At 49.9% G+C, this 16068-nt stretch carries 19 protein-coding genes and 1 pseudogene; 14 read left to right on the top strand and 6 right to left on the bottom strand.

The window, feature by feature from the left end; all coding sequences use genetic code 11:
- Positions 1-131 precede the first annotated feature (131 nt).
- From V6E55_RS00100 to yedD, 3 genes are all read left to right on the top strand, one after another.
- Positions 132-371, top strand: coding sequence for a hypothetical protein (locus tag V6E55_RS00100; RefSeq protein WP_316942035.1), 240 nt, complete (start codon positions 132-134; stop codon positions 369-371).
- Positions 371-688: a hypothetical protein gene (locus V6E55_RS00105; protein WP_316941894.1), complete on the top strand. Its 318-nt coding sequence runs from the start codon at positions 371-373 to the stop codon at positions 686-688. Before V6E55_RS00100 ends, V6E55_RS00105 begins: the two co-directional genes overlap by 1 nt.
- 231 nt (positions 689-919) lie before the next feature.
- Complete coding sequence (yedD, locus tag V6E55_RS00110) at positions 920-1333, top strand: lipoprotein YedD (RefSeq protein ID WP_114979708.1); 414 nt, start codon at positions 920-922, stop codon at positions 1331-1333.
- A gap of 42 nt (positions 1334-1375) precedes the next feature.
- Here the strand turns inward: yedD and amyA are convergent, their stop codons facing one another.
- From amyA to fliD, 4 genes are all read right to left on the bottom strand, one after another.
- Positions 1376-2863 carry an alpha-amylase gene (amyA, locus tag V6E55_RS00115; RefSeq protein ID WP_316941895.1) on the bottom strand — a complete coding sequence of 496 codons (1488 nt, stop codon included), beginning with the start codon at positions 2861-2863 and terminating at the stop codon, positions 1376-1378.
- A gap of 103 nt (positions 2864-2966) precedes the next feature.
- Positions 2967-3326, bottom strand: a complete 360-nt coding sequence (gene fliT, locus V6E55_RS00120) for a flagella biosynthesis regulatory protein FliT (RefSeq protein WP_316941896.1) — start codon at positions 3324-3326, stop codon at positions 2967-2969.
- The gene (gene fliS / locus V6E55_RS00125) at positions 3326-3736 is read right to left on the bottom strand and encodes a flagellar export chaperone FliS (RefSeq protein WP_021241380.1); all 411 of its coding nucleotides are present in this window, start codon (positions 3734-3736) and stop codon (positions 3326-3328) included. The genes fliT and fliS overlap by 1 nt, the downstream gene beginning before the upstream one ends.
- Positions 3737-3760: 24 nt before the next feature.
- Positions 3761-5164 (bottom strand): flagellar filament capping protein FliD, encoded by a 1404-nt coding sequence (gene fliD / locus V6E55_RS00130; protein ID WP_316941897.1) that lies wholly within the window; start codon positions 5162-5164, stop codon positions 3761-3763.
- Between the two features lie 237 nt (positions 5165-5401).
- On the opposite strand from fliD, the gene V6E55_RS00135 reads away from it, so the two are divergent.
- From V6E55_RS00135 to sdiA, 8 genes are all read left to right on the top strand, one after another.
- Positions 5402-6361, top strand: a complete 960-nt coding sequence (locus V6E55_RS00135; RefSeq protein ID WP_316941898.1) for a flagellin N-terminal helical domain-containing protein — start codon at positions 5402-5404, stop codon at positions 6359-6361.
- Between the two features lie 162 nt (positions 6362-6523).
- Positions 6524-7243 carry an RNA polymerase sigma factor FliA gene (locus tag V6E55_RS00140; RefSeq protein WP_028019580.1) on the top strand — a complete coding sequence of 240 codons (720 nt, stop codon included), beginning with the start codon at positions 6524-6526 and terminating at the stop codon, positions 7241-7243.
- 54 nt (positions 7244-7297) lie between these two features.
- Positions 7298-7849 carry a flagella biosynthesis regulatory protein FliZ gene (gene fliZ, locus V6E55_RS00145; protein WP_028019579.1) on the top strand — a complete coding sequence of 184 codons (552 nt, stop codon included), beginning with the start codon at positions 7298-7300 and terminating at the stop codon, positions 7847-7849.
- 86 nt (positions 7850-7935) lie between these two features.
- Positions 7936-8736, top strand: a complete 801-nt coding sequence (tcyJ, locus tag V6E55_RS00150) for a cystine ABC transporter substrate-binding protein (protein WP_028019578.1) — start codon at positions 7936-7938, stop codon at positions 8734-8736.
- A gap of 106 nt (positions 8737-8842) precedes the next feature.
- Positions 8843-9829, top strand: coding sequence for a D-cysteine desulfhydrase (dcyD, locus tag V6E55_RS00155; RefSeq protein WP_316941899.1), 987 nt, complete (start codon positions 8843-8845; stop codon positions 9827-9829).
- 21 nt (positions 9830-9850) lie between these two features.
- A complete protein-coding gene (tcyL, locus tag V6E55_RS00160) occupies positions 9851-10519 on the top strand; it encodes a cystine ABC transporter permease (protein WP_028019576.1) in 669 nt (222 codons plus the stop codon).
- Positions 10516-11268, top strand: a complete 753-nt coding sequence (tcyN, locus tag V6E55_RS00165; RefSeq protein WP_114979702.1) for an L-cystine ABC transporter ATP-binding protein TcyN — start codon at positions 10516-10518, stop codon at positions 11266-11268. The genes tcyL and tcyN overlap by 4 nt, the downstream gene beginning before the upstream one ends.
- 221 nt (positions 11269-11489) lie before the next feature.
- Positions 11490-12212, top strand: a complete 723-nt coding sequence (sdiA, locus tag V6E55_RS00170) for a transcriptional regulator SdiA (protein WP_114979701.1) — start codon at positions 11490-11492, stop codon at positions 12210-12212.
- 65 nt (positions 12213-12277) lie between these two features.
- Here the strand turns inward: sdiA and V6E55_RS00175 are convergent, their stop codons facing one another.
- Both V6E55_RS00175 and V6E55_RS25740 read right to left on the bottom strand, forming a co-directional pair.
- Positions 12278-12502, bottom strand: a complete 225-nt coding sequence (locus tag V6E55_RS00175; RefSeq protein WP_014832453.1) for a DUF2594 family protein — start codon at positions 12500-12502, stop codon at positions 12278-12280.
- Between the two features lie 25 nt (positions 12503-12527).
- Positions 12528-12596, bottom strand: a pseudogene (locus V6E55_RS25740) (hypothetical protein); the annotation flags it as partial.
- A 372-nt stretch (positions 12597-12968) separates the two neighbouring features.
- Here V6E55_RS25740 and uvrY point away from each other — a divergent pair.
- Genes uvrY through pgsA form a run of 3 tightly spaced genes read left to right on the top strand, consistent with a single transcriptional unit; the run spans position 12969 to position 16059 of the window.
- On the top strand, positions 12969-13625 hold the full coding sequence (gene uvrY / locus V6E55_RS00180; RefSeq protein WP_023330806.1) for a UvrY/SirA/GacA family response regulator transcription factor: 657 nt from the start codon (positions 12969-12971) through the stop codon (positions 13623-13625).
- Positions 13622-15454 (top strand): excinuclease ABC subunit UvrC, encoded by a 1833-nt coding sequence (gene uvrC, locus V6E55_RS00185; RefSeq protein WP_129995519.1) that lies wholly within the window; start codon positions 13622-13624, stop codon positions 15452-15454. The genes uvrY and uvrC overlap by 4 nt, the downstream gene beginning before the upstream one ends.
- A 56-nt stretch (positions 15455-15510) precedes the next feature.
- Positions 15511-16059 (top strand): CDP-diacylglycerol--glycerol-3-phosphate 3-phosphatidyltransferase, encoded by a 549-nt coding sequence (gene pgsA, locus V6E55_RS00190; RefSeq protein WP_316941900.1) that lies wholly within the window; start codon positions 15511-15513, stop codon positions 16057-16059.
- Positions 16060-16068: the final 9 nt, after the last annotated feature.

Raw genomic sequence — 16068 nt, forward strand, 5'->3', positions numbered from 1 at the left:
AAAATTCCTGAAAATTCATTAGTAAAATCAGTAAATTCTGAAAGGACGGAAGTTTAGCATCAGATGATCACTTGATCGACCCTCAATATTGACGATACTGTATATGCATACAGTTAAATGTGAGGTGCATGATGCCGAGGCAGTATGAGATACGGTCTGCATTCGTTGAGGCCATACAGTTAAACCCTAAAGGTTATCGCTATCTCAGAACAGACAGCTTCATCGCGAAGTTGCGCGAAAAGAATTGGCACTTTACCCAGACCGATGCAAACCAGTGGATTGAGCGTTACCAGCCTGACTTCGCTGATAAGACTACTGACGAAAGTGAAAACCGATACTGGATCTTACGCAACATGGGGAGGGTATTCTGATGGGGTTTGTTTCGCCAGCTACTGACTATGTTGAACAACCACTGACTATCGATTCTCTGTGTGGAATTGACGGCAACTGCCGGGTGATAGAAACGTCATGTGGGTGGGCCGTCATTAACGTGGCCATGAGAGCGGGCAACGGCGATATGCTGCTGGTAACCATGGATGGCAGAAATCAGTTCGTGAAGCTGCATGGCCGGGCATTGATAACGGAAGAGGGTGAGGCGATCGAGGGAGAGGCTCTGAGCGATGTGACAGTGCATGGCGTTCTGACGCACACACTGAACCGGGCAAGTGATGACAGGGGAATTGTTTAATGGGGCATGGGTGGGACACAAAACATCACTCGCTCTAAGGTGAACTTAGGCGACTGGTGTTTTCTACGACTCTAACCATCTGTTATTTGGTGCGCTCTTGGACGATCTTTGTCGATTATGAAAAATGCATCCTCATATGATGGGGATGCAGGTTTAAGACCTGTCGATCTTCGCTGGCAGCCTTAGCGCTTTAATGCCACAATATTTTTTTCTTCGAATGCAGGAAAGGTGATGAAAAAAATAGCAATTGCTGGTGTGCTGCTGGCACTGACCGGGTGCGTTCAGGTCGATAACTATAAAGAAGTGATCAAGCATCCTGTTCCGGCGGAACTGGCGGGATACTGGCAGTCAAAAGGGCCGCAGAGCAAAATGGTCAGCCCGGAGGCGATTGCCACGCTGGTGGTGACGGAAGAGGGCGATACGCTTGACTGCCGTCAGTGGCAGCGCGTGATTGCCGTGCCGGGTAAAATCATGCTGCGTTCAGACAGTTATTACAACGTGACCCGCAAGCTGGATATCTATCCGCTGGAACGCGATGGTTTAACGCTTGAGTACGACGGGATGGAGCTGCAGAAAGTCGACCGTCCTACGGTTGAGTGTGCTGATTACCTGAGCAAAAATCCGCTGGAGAGTAAGGCGCCTTAACCATTTTTGCCGGGTGGCGCAGACGCTTACCCGGCATTGTTTCTACAGCACTTCCTCTATTACCCAAATGCTGACGCTCCCCCCATTACAGGTAAAGGTCCCTTCGCCATCTGCCGCGGTGGTGATGGTTTCTTCGCGATTGCCGAGGAAATCACGCCAGGTTTTATTACCGTAGTTTTCTCCAAGACAAATCACTTTCTCACCGTCGTCACCATTTGACAGCACTACCACACAGCCGGGATCGTCCTCGGTACCGCTGCGGCTGAAGGCGATACAGTTTGGATGGTCAAAAAAGAGCGTCTGCACGCCGTGAGCAAAACGCTGACGAGCGAGGATCAATTCGTGGAGTTGCTCAATGACCGGCATGTCTATATGGTACATTTCACCGTCGCCCCCTGTATTGTCATAACTGGCACCGAAGAGATCGGGATAAAAGACGCTCGGCACACCATTTTCCCGTAGCAGGATCAACGCATAAGCCAGGGGTTTAAACCAGGGTTCGACCGGTGCTTCCAGGGCCTGTAAAGGTTGGGTGTCATGGTTAGCCACAAGGGTTACCGCATGAAACGGATCGGCTTCCACCAGCGTACCGGTGAAGATTTGGCTCATGTCGTAATCCCGTCCCTGACGTGACGCTTCGTGGAATTTCATCTGCAGGGGGGCGTCAAACAGCATCGTTTTACCCTCGACCTGGTCAATATAGGCCTGGAGCTTATCCACTTCGTGGGACCAGTATTCCGCCACGATAAACAGTGGCTGCTCCGCGACTTCCTGTACGTGTTCAATCCACTCTTTGTAAAACCAGGCGGGAATATGTTTAACGGCGTCCAGACGAAAACCGTCGCAGCGCGTCTGTTCCATGACCCAGCGGGCCCAGTATTTGATCTCTTCGGTGACGGCGTGATTGCGAAAGTCGATATTTTCGCCCATCAGATAATCGAAATTACCCATTTCATCATCAACCTGATCGTTCCAGCCTTCGCCGGTGTAGTCGTTGACGATTTTAAAGATGCCGTCTTCAGCGGGGTTTTCAATATGGTCGACGCCGCTGAAACATTTGTAATCCCAGATAAACTGCGAATATTGCCCGGCGCGAACAGGGAAAGTGTAGCGGGTCCAGGCTTCGCACTCGATGACCTCGTCATCAATTTGCGTGCGGTCCTGTTCGTTAACGCGTTGAACGCGGACAGACTCTTTCTCATCTGCCCCCATTTTGTGATTCACCACCACATCCAGCAGCACGGCAATGTCGTTGCTTTTTAGCGCGTCAATGGCTTCCAGCAACTGAGCTTTGTTGCCGTATTTGGTGGCGATGCTGCCTTTCTGGTCAAACTCACCGAGATCGAACAAGTCGTAAGAATCATACCCAACCGAATACCCACCAGACGCGCCTTTATAAGCGGGTGGCAGCCAGATCATATTGATGCCGATTTCGTTAAGATTGGGGGCTAATGCCGTGACCTCTCGCCACAATTCACCGCCAGCAGGGTAGTACCAGTGAAAACATTGTAACAGGGTGGGGTTTTTCATCGTCCGTGCTCCGTTTTGAGAACACAGTGATTATGGGCGAAATGGGGATAAAACGCGGATGAAATCACAAAATAATATTCATCCGCAAAAGACCATATTCAGACTAGAGATCTGAGGGAAAGAGAACATTTCCTGATAAACGTCCATATGTTGAGTTCAGATTATGTTGTCTCGACGTCTGTCCAACCAGCGCTTTCAGCTCTTCCATACGCTGGTGCAGCAAGGTTTTCAACTCGACTTCATTATCGAGTATTTTTTTCAGAATAGGGCGTATTTGCGCCTGAATATGCGGCGGAATTTCGCTGGCATCCTGAAACATGGTAAGTTTTTCAACTGATGTCAGGTAGTCAACTTCGTAAGCGATAAGCTCATCCCAGCGCCCCGCCTGGGTGAGAGCAAGCATCGTGTTACTGGTTGTTAATAACTGCTGATAATGTTGGAGCAAGCCGAGATGGACGTCCATTAGTAATTGTCCCGCATGTTTTGAGAATGAGGGCCTATCTCTTTCCAGGCATCAGCAATGTTATTGAGTAACTCCACTACTTCATTAATGGCATTGATGTCGTTATGAAGATTAGCCTGTAAAAGACGCCTGGTCATATAGTCATAAAGACTATCGAGATTTGCCGCCAGGTCGCCACCAATCTCATGGTTTAGACCTGACTGCAAACCGTTACTGATGATATTGATTGCTTTACTTATGGCCTGCCCTTTACCGGGAATATCACCTTGTTCAATCAAAATGATGGCTTTCTTCATGGCGCTTAATGCGCCATCAAAAAGAAGCACAACCAGTTGATGTGGGCTGGCACTCAGAACGGCCGATTCAACGCCGACCTGAGCATATGCCTGAATTCCCGATTTTGTATACATGGTAAAACCTCAATTCATCATTTATTAACGGTTCATAGCGTTGAACTGTTGGGTCAGATAACTTCCGGTCTGATCCATTTGCGAAACAAGCTGGCTCAGACTGGTAAATTGCGTTTTATAACGCGCCATAGTGGCGGTGATCTGTGCGTTAACGCGATCGTATTCGTCCGACAGTTGTTTCAGCGTCTTGTTGATGCCCGCGGTGGCATTCTGTACGGAACCATCAGTTCCGAGCATGTCTTTCAGCAGACTGCTGGTCTGGGTGGCAAATCCGGTAGTTTTTCCATCGCCGGACAGGAACGCGACGACGTCAGCCGATTTTTCGTTCAGTGCCTTGTTAAGTTTGGTACTGTCCACCGTCAGCTTACCGGTGATATCCTGCGTAATCCCAATCTGCGATAAGGTTGCCAGAGAACCTGAACCTTGACTCGCAGAGACCATTGAGCGTAGACGTGTCTGTATATTACGTAAGGTCCCGTCGCCAAGCAGATCACCGTTGCTCGAATTCTGTGAGGTACTGCCTTGATCTACTTTGGTATATTTCGTCTGGTTTGAAATCGTTGTTTGTAGTGAGTTATAGGCATCAACGAATGCCTGAATGGCATCGGTCATTGGCTGGTTGTCTTTCACCACTGACAGCGTTTCAGGGCTACCTTTATTCGTTTTGACCAGATTTAACGTTACGCCTTCGGGTGCATCAGTGATGGTGTTGCTGCTACGGATAATTTCGATACCGTTAATGTTGACTTTGGCATCTGCGGCAGCCACTTGCTCGCTCATCACGTTGGTCGAATTGCCTGGATTGTAACTAATATACTTTGCCAGCTCAGCATCATCTGTCGTGATGGTCATCTCATTGGTTGTGCCACTATCACGTGATGTAAGCGACAGATAGTAGCTATTATCATCCGCCTTGATAATGCTGGCGCTGACGCTGCCCTGTTTGGCATTAATCGCGTCACGCACATCAGCCAAACTGGTTTTGTCGCTCGCAAGTGTCACCGTTAAAGGATTTTTCTGGCCAGGCTGAGTGATTGTAATCGTCCGAGAACTCATACTGCTATCACCAAGGTCCGTATCCTTACTGTTGACCTTTGGGCTTAATAAAGACTGAGCTGCTGCTAATTGTGTCACTTCAACAGAGTACGAGCCAGCCGTCGCGCTGCTGGCAAGTGATGCACTAAATGCCGTATTTGTGCTGGATACTTTTGACTGCGCAATCGCAGACGTGTTTTTTAATGCGTCAGAAGCCGTCTGCAGTTTTGTTAATGCTGTCTGCACCACTCCCCAGGCCGTAAGTTTCGCCTTATAAGAACTTTGTTGTGTGGTAAGCGGCGTCAGCTTCGTTTGCTCAGCTGTTTGTAAATTGTCATACAACGTATTGAGGTCCAGTGAGGTACCTGCGCCGAGTGAACTAATACTTGCCATTTTTTCATCCTTTATTGAGACAGTCACTGGATGCTCTATCGGCAGAAGCGGGAAAAAGATTAGCGTTATTTTTATTAACTAATGCGTAAATAAAGAGGGAGAAAGTCAGGCAGTTCGGGCATTTAAAAAAATGATCTTTTTTTCTAAAGGTTAGGAAAGTGGTGTCGATAATCACATTGACGGTGAGAAAACCGTAGGCAGATGCCTGAAACCGACAACTTTTTAAAGGAATACATCATGGCTGTTATCAATACTAACACCCTGTCTCTGATGACTCAGAACAATCTGAACAAATCTCAGTCTTCTCTCGGAACCGCAATCGAGCGTCTGTCTTCCGGCCTGCGTATCAACAGCGCAAAAGATGATGCTGCTGGTCAGGCAATTGCTAACCGCTTCACTTCTAATATCAACGGTCTGACCGTTGCTGCACGTAATGCCAATGATGGTATCTCTCTGGCACAGACTGCTGAAGGTGCTCTGAGCGAAATCAACAACAACCTGCAGCGTATCCGTGACCTGACTGTTCAGGCGCAAAACAGCTCTAACTCTGCTTCAGACATCGACTCGATCCAGTCTGAAGTGAATGAGCGTATGAAGGAAATCGATCGTGTTACTACTCAGACTGATTTCAACGGCAAAAAAATTCTTAATAATGCGACTGCAGCTTCCCAAAACTATGATTTCCAGGTCGGCTCTCAGGATAACGAAACTATCGGTATTTCCATCAACAGCGCATCAGGTTGGAATTTGGCTTCAGCAAATGCCGATGGCACAACTACAGCAGTTGCCGCTGGGGTTTACGCTAACACCGTAGCTGCCGCAACGCTTAAGGATGTTGACGGAACTGCAGGGAACCGTAAGGTGGATGCTGTAGGTTTCGACGTCTTAAGTGGTAAATTGACTGGTACTGCGGCATTAGGCGGCGGCAGTCCACTTAAAGATATCGACACTGCAATCAAAGCTGTCGATACCCAGCGTAGTTCTCTCGGTGCTTCGCAGAACCGTTTCGAATCGACAATTACTAACCTGAACAATACCGTGAACAACCTGTCCGCTGCTCGCAGCCGTATTCAGGATTCCGACTACGCGACCGAAGTGTCCAACATGTCCCGCGCGCAAATCCTGCAGCAGGCTGGCTCTTCTGTTCTGGCGCAGGCCAACCAGGTTCCGCAAACGATGCTGTCCCTGCTGCGTTAATTCGCAATTTACCGACAAACCCCGCTTCGGCGGGGTTTTTATTTACCGCTATTCGCATAACCCCCCAAATAACCCCTCATTTCACCCACTATTCACCCGATTAAAACCTCTGCAGAATCGGATAATCATGCCGATAACTCAACTAACGCAGGGCTGTTTATCGTGAATTCACTCTATACCGCTGAAGGTGTAATGGATAAACACTCGCTGTGGCAGCGTTATGTCCCGCTGGTGCGCCACGAAGCATTGCGCCTCCAGGTGCGCTTGCCGGCGAGCGTGGAACTGGACGATCTGCTACAGGCGGGCGGTATCGGGTTATTGAATGCAGTTGACCGATACGACGCTCTGCAAGGAACGGCATTTACGACTTACGCAGTTCAGCGTATTCGTGGTGCGATGCTGGACGAACTGCGCAGCCGCGACTGGGTGCCGCGTAGTGTTCGCCGTAACGCCCGCGAAGTGGCGCATGCGATAGGGCAGCTGGAACAGGAACTGGGACGTAACGCAACGGAAACTGAAGTGGCGGAACGTCTTGGCATTGCTGTTGAAGAGTATCGTCAGATGTTGCTCGATACTAACAATAGCCAACTCTTCTCTTATGACGAGTGGCGCGAAGAGCATGGCGATAGCATCGAGCTGGTGACGGATGAGCATCAGCAAGAAAACCCGTTACACCATTTAATGGAAGGCAATTTACGCCAGCGCGTAATGGAAGCGATTGAAGCTTTACCGGAACGTGAACAGCTGGTGTTGACCCTTTATTACCAGGAAGAGCTAAACCTCAAAGAGATTGGCGCTGTTCTGGAGGTGGGAGAATCGCGGGTGAGCCAGCTGCACAGCCAGGCCATTAAACGCTTAAGAACAAAGCTGGGTAAGTTATAGGTGATTAATTCACCTGGGAAATGCCGCACAACGTATTGACAACCAGGAGTTATCATGACGGTGCAGCAATCTAAAAGACGGCCTTTAAGCCGCTACCTGAAAGACTTTAAACACAGCCAGACGCATTGCGCCCACTGTAACAAGTTACTCGATCGTATCACGCTGGTTCGTCGTGGCGAAATCGTCAATAAGATTGCGATTTCTCGTCTCGACACGTTGATGGATGAATCAGCATGGCTCGAAGAACAGAAAGAGTGGGTGGCGCTTTGCCGTTTCTGCGGTGATCTCCACTGCAAAGAGCAAAGCGACTTCTTCGATATTATCGGCTTCAAACAATTCCTGTTTGAACAAACGGAGATGAGCCACGGGACCGTTCGTGAATATGTCGTTCGCCTGCGTCGCCTTGGGCAACATCTGACCGTAAACAACATTTCCCGCGATCTGCTGAAGACCGGTTATCTGGATGAAAATCTGGAGCCGTGGCTGCCTGCAACCAGCACCAACAATTACCGTATTGCGCTGCGCAAGTATGCACAATACAAGGTGCAAATGCCGGGTGTTATGAAGCAGAAAGCGCTCGCCGGAACAACTTCTGATATATATTAAAAAAGAATAAGATGTAGCGCAGTCGCCTTTGACGTTGCAGGCGATTTCTCTACACTACGTAAAAATTCCACTATATCGGGGTATTTATGAAATTTGCACTTCTGGGTCGTCAGGCGCTGATGGGAGTCATGGCTGTCGCGCTGGTTGCGGGAATGAGCGTAAAAACGTTCGCCGCAGAAAACCTGCTGAATAAAGTGAAAGAGCGCGGCACGCTGCTGGTTGGGCTGGAAGGAACGTATCCTCCGTTCAGCTTCCAGGGTGATGACGGTAAATTGACCGGTTTTGAAGTGGAGTTTGCAGAAGAACTGGCGAAGCACCTTGGCGTTAAAGCGTCCCTGAAACCGACCAAATGGGACGGTATGCTGGCGTCGCTGGATTCCAAACGTATTGATGTGGTGATTAACCAGGTGACCATTTCTGACGAGCGTAAGAAGAAGTATGACTTCTCCACGCCGTACACCGTGTCCGGTATTCAGGCGCTGGTGAAGAAAGGCAACGAAGGTACCATCAAAACCGCTGCTGACCTGAAAGGTAAGAAAGTCGGTGTGGGTCTGGGAACCAACTACGAAGAGTGGTTGCGCCAGAACGTTCAGGGCGTGGATATCCGCACCTATGATGATGACCCGACGAAATACCAGGACCTGCGCGTGGGCCGTATTGACGCGATTCTGGTTGACCGCCTGGCGGCGCTGGATCTGGTGAAGAAAACCAATAATACCCTGGCAGTAGCGGGTGATGCGTTCTCTCGTCAGGAGTCAGGTGTGGCCGTTCGTAAAGGCAACGAAGACCTGGTAAAAGCCATTGATACCGCGATTGCTGATATGCAGAAAGACGGAAGTCTGAAAGCACTCTCTGAGAAGTGGTTCGGGGCAGACGTCACGAAATAAGTTTCTGACGTTAAAAAAGGCGCTTTTAAAAGCGCCTTTTTTATTTCTTACGCGTCTGCGTGCATAATGAAAAATATCACATTTTGTCTGAGCTACCGGAGAACCCATGTCACTACAGAATTTAACGCGCTTTCCTCGCCTGGAGTTTATCGGCGCACCGACTCCGCTGGAGTATCTGCCGCGATTTTCTGATTATTTAGGACGCGATATTTTTATTAAGCGTGATGACGTGACGCCGATGGCAATGGGAGGCAACAAGCTACGCAAGCTGGAGTTTCTGGCGGCTGATGCGCTGCGCGAAGGAGCGGATACGCTTATCACCGCCGGTGCCATTCAGTCTAACCACGTTCGTCAGACGGCGGCTGTGGCAGCAAAACTCGGGCTTCACTGCGTGGCCTTGCTGGAGAACCCGATTGGGACGCGGGCAGAAAACTATCTGACCAACGGTAACCGTCTGCTGTTAGATCTCTTTAATGTGCAGGTTGAGATGGTGGATGCCCTGAACGACCCGACCGCACAGCTTGATGAACTGGCAACTCGTCTGGAAGCGCAGGGCTTTCGTCCTTACGTTATTCCTGTCGGTGGCTCGAATGCGCTGGGCGCGCTGGGGTATGTGGAAAGCGCGCTGGAAATTGCTCAGCAGTGCGAAGGTGCGGTTAATCTCTCTTCTGTGGTGGTGGCCTCAGGCAGTGCAGGCACGCATGCCGGGCTGGCGGTGGGGCTGGAGCAGTTGTTGCCCGATGCTGAGCTGATTGGCGTGACGGTCTCTCGTAGCGTTGCGGATCAGAAACCGAAAGTGGTCAGCTTGCAGCAGGCGGTGGCAGAGCAACTGGAGCTCAAGGCAAAGGCCGATATTGTGCTCTGGGATGACTACTTTGCGCCGGGTTACGGCACGCCCAACGAAGAGGGCATGGAAGCGGTTAAGCTGCTGGCTCGCCTTGAGGGTATTTTGCTTGATCCGGTCTATACCGGTAAAGCGATGGCCGGGCTTATTGATGGCATTGCACAGAAACGCTTTAAGGATGAAGGGCCAATTTTATTTGTCCATACAGGTGGGGCACCTGCGCTGTTTGCCTACCATCCTCATGTCTAAATATCAGGTCGAAAAATAATAATGCAAGAAAGTATTCAACTGGTTATTGATTCGCTGCCGTATCTGCTAAAAGGTGCGGTATTTACGTTACAACTCAGTATTGGCGGGATGTTCTTTGGGCTGGTGCTGGGCTTTGTGCTGGCCTTAATGCGCATGTCACCGGTTTTACCGGTGCGTTGGCTGGCGCGTTTTTATATTTCTGTGTTTCGCGGTACGCCACTTATCGCTCAGCTCTTTATGATTTACTACGGTTTACCGCAGTTTGGTATTGAACTGGATCCGATCCCGGCGGCAATGATTGGCCTGTCGCTCAATACAGCGGCGTACACCTCAGAAACGCTGCGTGCGGCCATCTCATCCATTGACAAAGGACAGTGGGAAGCGGCCGCCAGTATCGGTATGACACCCTGGCAGACACTTCGCCGGGCAATTCTGCCGCAGGCTGCCAGAGTAGCGCTTCCGCCACTCAGCAATAGTTTCATCAGTCTGGTGAAAGATACTTCTCTGGCGGCGACGATTCAGGTGCCTGAGCTGTTCCGCCAGGCGCAGCTCATTACCTCGCGTACGCTGGAAGTCTTCACGATGTATCTGGCAGCCTCGTTGATTTACTGGGTGATGGCGACGGTGCTGTCCGCCCTGCAAAACTACTTCGAAAACCAGCTTAACCGCCAGGAGCGTGATCCAAAATGAGTGCTATCGACGTCAAAAACCTGGTGAAAAAATTCCACGGTCAAACGGTGCTCCACGGGATTGATCTTGAAGTTGAACAGGGCGAAGTGGTGGCAATTATCGGTCCTAGTGGGTCGGGAAAGACGACACTGCTGCGCAGTATTAACCTGCTCGAACAGCCTGAAGGCGGAACCATCCGTGTCGGTGAGATAACCATTGATACTGGTAAATCCATCAGTCAGCAGAAAGGGTTGATTCGCCGTTTGCGCCAGCATGTTGGTTTCGTTTTCCAGAACTTCAATCTTTTCCCGCACCGCACGGTGCTGGAAAACATTATTGAAGGGCCGGTAATTGTCAAAGGGGAATCAAAAGAGGACGCAACGGTTCGTGCGCGTGAACTGCTTGCCAAAGTCGGGCTGGCGGGTAAAGAGACCAGCTACCCGCGCCGTTTGTCAGGGGGGCAACAGCAGCGCGTGGCAATCGCGCGTGCGCTGGCCATGCGTCCTGACGTGATTCTGTTTGATGAGCCCACCTCTGCACTCGACCCTGAGCTGGTGGGGGAGGTGTTGAACACAATCCGTCAGTTGGCCCAGGAAAAACGTACGATGGTGATCGTGACCCATGAAATGAGCTTTGCCCGCGATGTTGCCGACAGAGCCATCTTTATGGATCAAGGACGAATTGTGGAGCAGGGACCGGCGAAAAACCTGTTTGCTAACCCTCAGCAGCCGCGAACTCGCCAGTTCCTTGAAAAATTCCTCATGCAGTAGCATTTTTGCACTAATTTGCTCCAGGAATTTAGCCTGGAGCAAATTATTCTCCTTCATCGCCTTATCCCATGTTTTTTTATTCCATCCAGCTCGGATAAACCTTATCAATAGTAAAGTTAATTGTGCTATTGCCGATATTTTGTAGTTAGAAATAAGTTTTATGTGTTAATTTATATTCACCATAATAATGATTATCTTTTCAGAGGCTTCATTTAGTAAGTATGAAGGATTCAGACTTTTTCACCTGGCGACGGGATTGCTCCCTCCGGTTCCAGGAATTGACCTGTGCCGACGAGGTATATCAGGAACTACAGAGACAAACACAGGCGCTGGAATTTGATTATTACGCACTCTGTGTGCGCCATCCCGTGCCATTTACACGTCCGAGGATTGCTGTGCATACCACTTATCCAAAGCAGTGGATGGCACAATATCAATCTGCGAACTATTTCGCGGTTGATCCAGTGTTAAAACCCGAGAATTTCATTCATGGTCATTTACCCTGGACCGATGAATTATTTGCGGATGCTCAGGAATTATGGAGTAGCGCGCAGGACCACGGTTTACGTAAAGGAATAACGCAGTGTCTGATGCTGCCGAATCACGCACTTGGTTTTCTGTCGGTTTCTCGTACTAGTATGCTGGAAATACCCTTAGCCAGCGAAGAAATAGAATTACGCTTGCAGATGTTGGTACAAATGGCCTTAACCACGTTGACCCGTTTTGAAGATGAGATGGTCATGCCGCCTGAAATGAAATTCAGCAAGCGTGAGCGTGAAATTCTGAAATGGACAGCGGAAGGGAAGACGTCAGCGGAAATAGCGATCATTCTCTCAATTTCAGAGAATACGGTTAACTTCCATCAGAAGAATATGCAGAAGAAATTCAACGCGCCAAACAAGACACAGATTGCGTGCTATGCAGCAGCAACGGGACTGATCTGATTAGATTCTACGTTCTGCGTGACAGACGAACTAACGGCTGAATGCAGTGCATCCAGCCGTTTTTTTTACTGGCGGTAGGCTTGTTTGATTTGCTTAACGGTGTTGGCAAATACCGCTGATTCAGCCTGGTCTTCCATCTGCGCGATTTGTTTTTCCATTTTAATGATCACACGACCGGCATCAGCCTGGCCCATCGCCTGTAGCATCAATGTTAGCAGTGCTTTCAGACAGTTTACTTCCTGTGCCAGTTCCTGGTTATTCTCCGCAGTGGCAAATTCAGGTGTGCTCATTTATTTTCCTCATTATTAAACGGCGCTAAAGCGCGACGACGAAAGTCAAGGCGGCGGAGTATACCACAAGCTGAAGCAAAAAATGCAGCGGTTGTTTTTCGTACTTTTACGTTGATGTTTAATTGCGTAAACAGAGCATGCGGGTAAAGTGAGCCACTTCGAACGGCTATTAATTGTTTATGTCCGGTTCGCTTGTCGTTAATTATTGTTACAAAAATTTGAGTACTGTTTTCTGGCGGGGAATCTCTGCAATTTTTTTGTAACTTTTTGAATACAGATGCTTAAAAAAAGCCGCAAAGGCCCTAAGTGCACGGGCTCGCTTTCCACGGACTGTACAGGCTAATTTCCAGAAACGAGAGCGAAATCGAATAGCCAGTTTTTTAACGTTTTAATCTTGTGAGGAAAACCGTTAATATAAACCAAATTATCACTCAGTAGCGTTATCCCTATTCTGGAGACATTTCCTTTGATCAACGTCCTTCTTGTTGATGACCACGAACTGGTGCGCGCAGGGATACGACGCATTCTTGAAGATATTAAAGGTATTAAAGTTGCCGGCGAGGTGTGCTGTGGGGAAGATGCCGTAAAATGGTGTCGCACAAACTCGGCCGATGTGGTGCTGATGGATATGAACATGCCCGGTATCGGTGGGCTTGAAGCAACACGCAAAATCGCACGTACTTTCGTCGATACGAAAGTCATCATGCTGACCGTGCATACCGAAAATCCGCTGCCCGCGAAAGTGATGCAGGCGGGTGCTGCGGGTTACCTGAGTAAAGGCGCCGCGCCACAAGAAGTTGTTAATGCTATCCGCTCTGTGTTTGCCGGACAGCGTTACATCGCTTCCGACATTGCTCAGCAGATGGCGTTGAGTCAGATCGAACCTGAGAAAAATGAATCACCGTTCGCCAGTTTGTCTGAGCGTGAATTGCAGATTATGCTGATGATAACCAAAGGTCAGAAGGTGAATGAGATCTCGGAGCAACTGAATCTCAGCCCGAAAACGGTGAACAGCTATCGTTATCGGATGTTCAGTAAACTGAACATTCATGGTGATGTCGAACTGACTCATCTGGCCATCCGACATGGTTTGTGTAATGCGGAGACGTTGTTAAGTCAGTGAGTGATGTGTTCGATTCAAAAGCGTTTCTGAAAACCGTAACCAGCCAGCCTGGCGTCTATCGCATGTATGACGCTGGCGGTACGGTTATCTATGTTGGGAAAGCAAAAGATCTTAAAAAACGTCTCTCCAGCTATTTCCGCAGCAACCTTGCCTCTCGTAAGACCGAAGCATTGGTCTCACTCATTCAGAACATTGATGTCACCGTCACGCATACCGAAACCGAAGCGCTGCTGCTTGAACACAACTATATAAAGCTCTACCAGCCGCGCTATAACGTCCTGTTGCGTGATGATAAATCCTATCCATTTATCTTTCTGAGTGGTGATACCCATCCGCGTCTCGCTATGCACCGCGGTGCAAAACATGCGAAAGGTGAATATTTTGGGCCGTTTCCAAACGGCTATGCCGTTCGCGAGACGCTGGCGCTGCTGCAGAAAATTTTCCCGATCCGCCAGTGCGAAAATAGCGTCTACCGTAACCGATCGCGCCCGTGCCTGCAGTACCAGATTGGGCGTTGTCTGGGGCCCTGTGTTGCCGGGCTGGTGAGTGAAGAAGAGTATGCCCAGCAGGTTGATTATGTGCGCCTGTTTTTAGCTGGAAAGGACGATCAGGTATTAACGCAGCTGATCGAACGGATGGAAAAAGCCAGCGCCGCACTCGAGTTTGAAGAGGCAGCGCGGATCCGCGACCAAATCCAGGCGGTGCGCAGAGTCACTGAGAAGCAGTTTGTGTCGAACACGGGTGACGATCTTGATGTTATCGGCGTGGCCTTTGACGCCGGGATGGCCTGCGTGCATGTTCTTTTTATTCGCCAGGGCAAAGTACTTGGCAGCCGCAGCTATTTCCCAAAAGTACCTGGCGGTACCGAACTGGGTGAAGTGGTGGAAACCTTTGTCGGCCAGTTCTATCTGCAGGGGAGCCAGATGCGCACGCTGCCATCGGAGATCCTGCTTGATTTTAACCTCGGTGATAAAACGCTGCTGGCCGATTCACTTTCTGAACTCGCTGGCCGTCGGGTTAATGTACAAACCAAACCGCGTGGCGATCGCGCGCGTTATCTGAAGCTGGCGCGAACCAACGCGGCAACTGCGCTCACAACGAAACTTTCCCAGCAGTCGACAGTCAGTCAGCGTTTGACGGCCCTGGCAACGCTCCTGAAGTTGCCGCAAGTGAAACGGATGGAATGTTTTGACATCAGCCATACGATGGGTGAACAGACGGTGGCGTCCTGCGTGGTATTTGATGCAAATGGCCCACTGCGTGCCGAGTATCGCCGCTATAACATCACCGGAATAACGCCAGGTGATGATTATGCGGCCATGAACCAGGTGTTGCGCCGTCGCTATGGTAAAGCGATTGAAGAGAGCAAAATCCCGGATGTGATCCTGATTGACGGTGGGAAGGGGCAGCTAGGTCAGGCTAAAGCGGTATTTGAATCGCTTGATGTCAGTTGGGATAAAAACCATCCATTGTTGCTGGGTGTCGCAAAAGGGGCCGATCGCAAGGCTGGCCTTGAGACGCTTTTCTTCGAGCCGGAAGGTGAGGGCTTCAGCCTGCCGCCGGACTCCCCGGCGTTGCATGTCATTCAGCATATTCGCGATGAATCACACGACCATGCCATCAGCGGTCATCGCAAAAAACGGGCAAAGGTAAAAAATACCAGTACCCTGGAAACGATTGAGGGCGTGGGGCCAAAACGTCGTCAGATGCTGCTGAAATATATGGGCGGATTGCAAGGATTACTCAACGCCAGCATGGAGGAAATTGCAAAAGTGCCGGGTATTTCGCAAGGGCTGGCAGAAAAGATCTACTACTCGTTGAAACATTGAGGGCTCTGTAGCAACATAGAGCTAAATTTTACTGACAACAAACAGTTACCGTCATTATGCAATTTAATATCCCTACGTTGCTCACTATCTTTCGTGTCGTGCTTATCCCATTCTTTGTGCTGGCGTTTTACCTGCCGGTTGTCTGGGCACCTTTTGCGTGCGCTTTGATCTTCCTGATCGCGGCGGTCACCGACTGGTTTGATGGCTACCTGGCTCGTCGCTGGAATCAAAGTACCCGTTTTGGTGCCTTTCTTGATCCCGTCGCTGATAAAGTGATGGTCGCTATCGCGATGGTGCTGGTGGCCGAGCACTATCATACCTGGTGGGTGACGCTGCCTGCGGCGACGATGATCGGCCGTGAAATTATTATCTCTGCACTGCGTGAGTGGATGGCCGAACTGGGTAAACGCAGTAGCGTGGCGGTCTCCTGGATCGGTAAAGTGAAAACGACCGCGCAAATGGCGGCACTGGTCTGGATGCTCTGGCGTCCGAACGCCTGGGTTGAGTGGGCGGGGATTGGTCTGCTATGGGTTGCGGCAGTGCTGACGCTGTGGTCAATGCTGCAATATTTAAACGCTGCCCGCGGGGATTTGCTTGATCAGTGATCGTTTCGC

The organism is Enterobacter sp. 342, from assembly GCF_036663495.1.
Taxonomy (GTDB): domain Bacteria; phylum Pseudomonadota; class Gammaproteobacteria; order Enterobacterales; family Enterobacteriaceae; genus Enterobacter.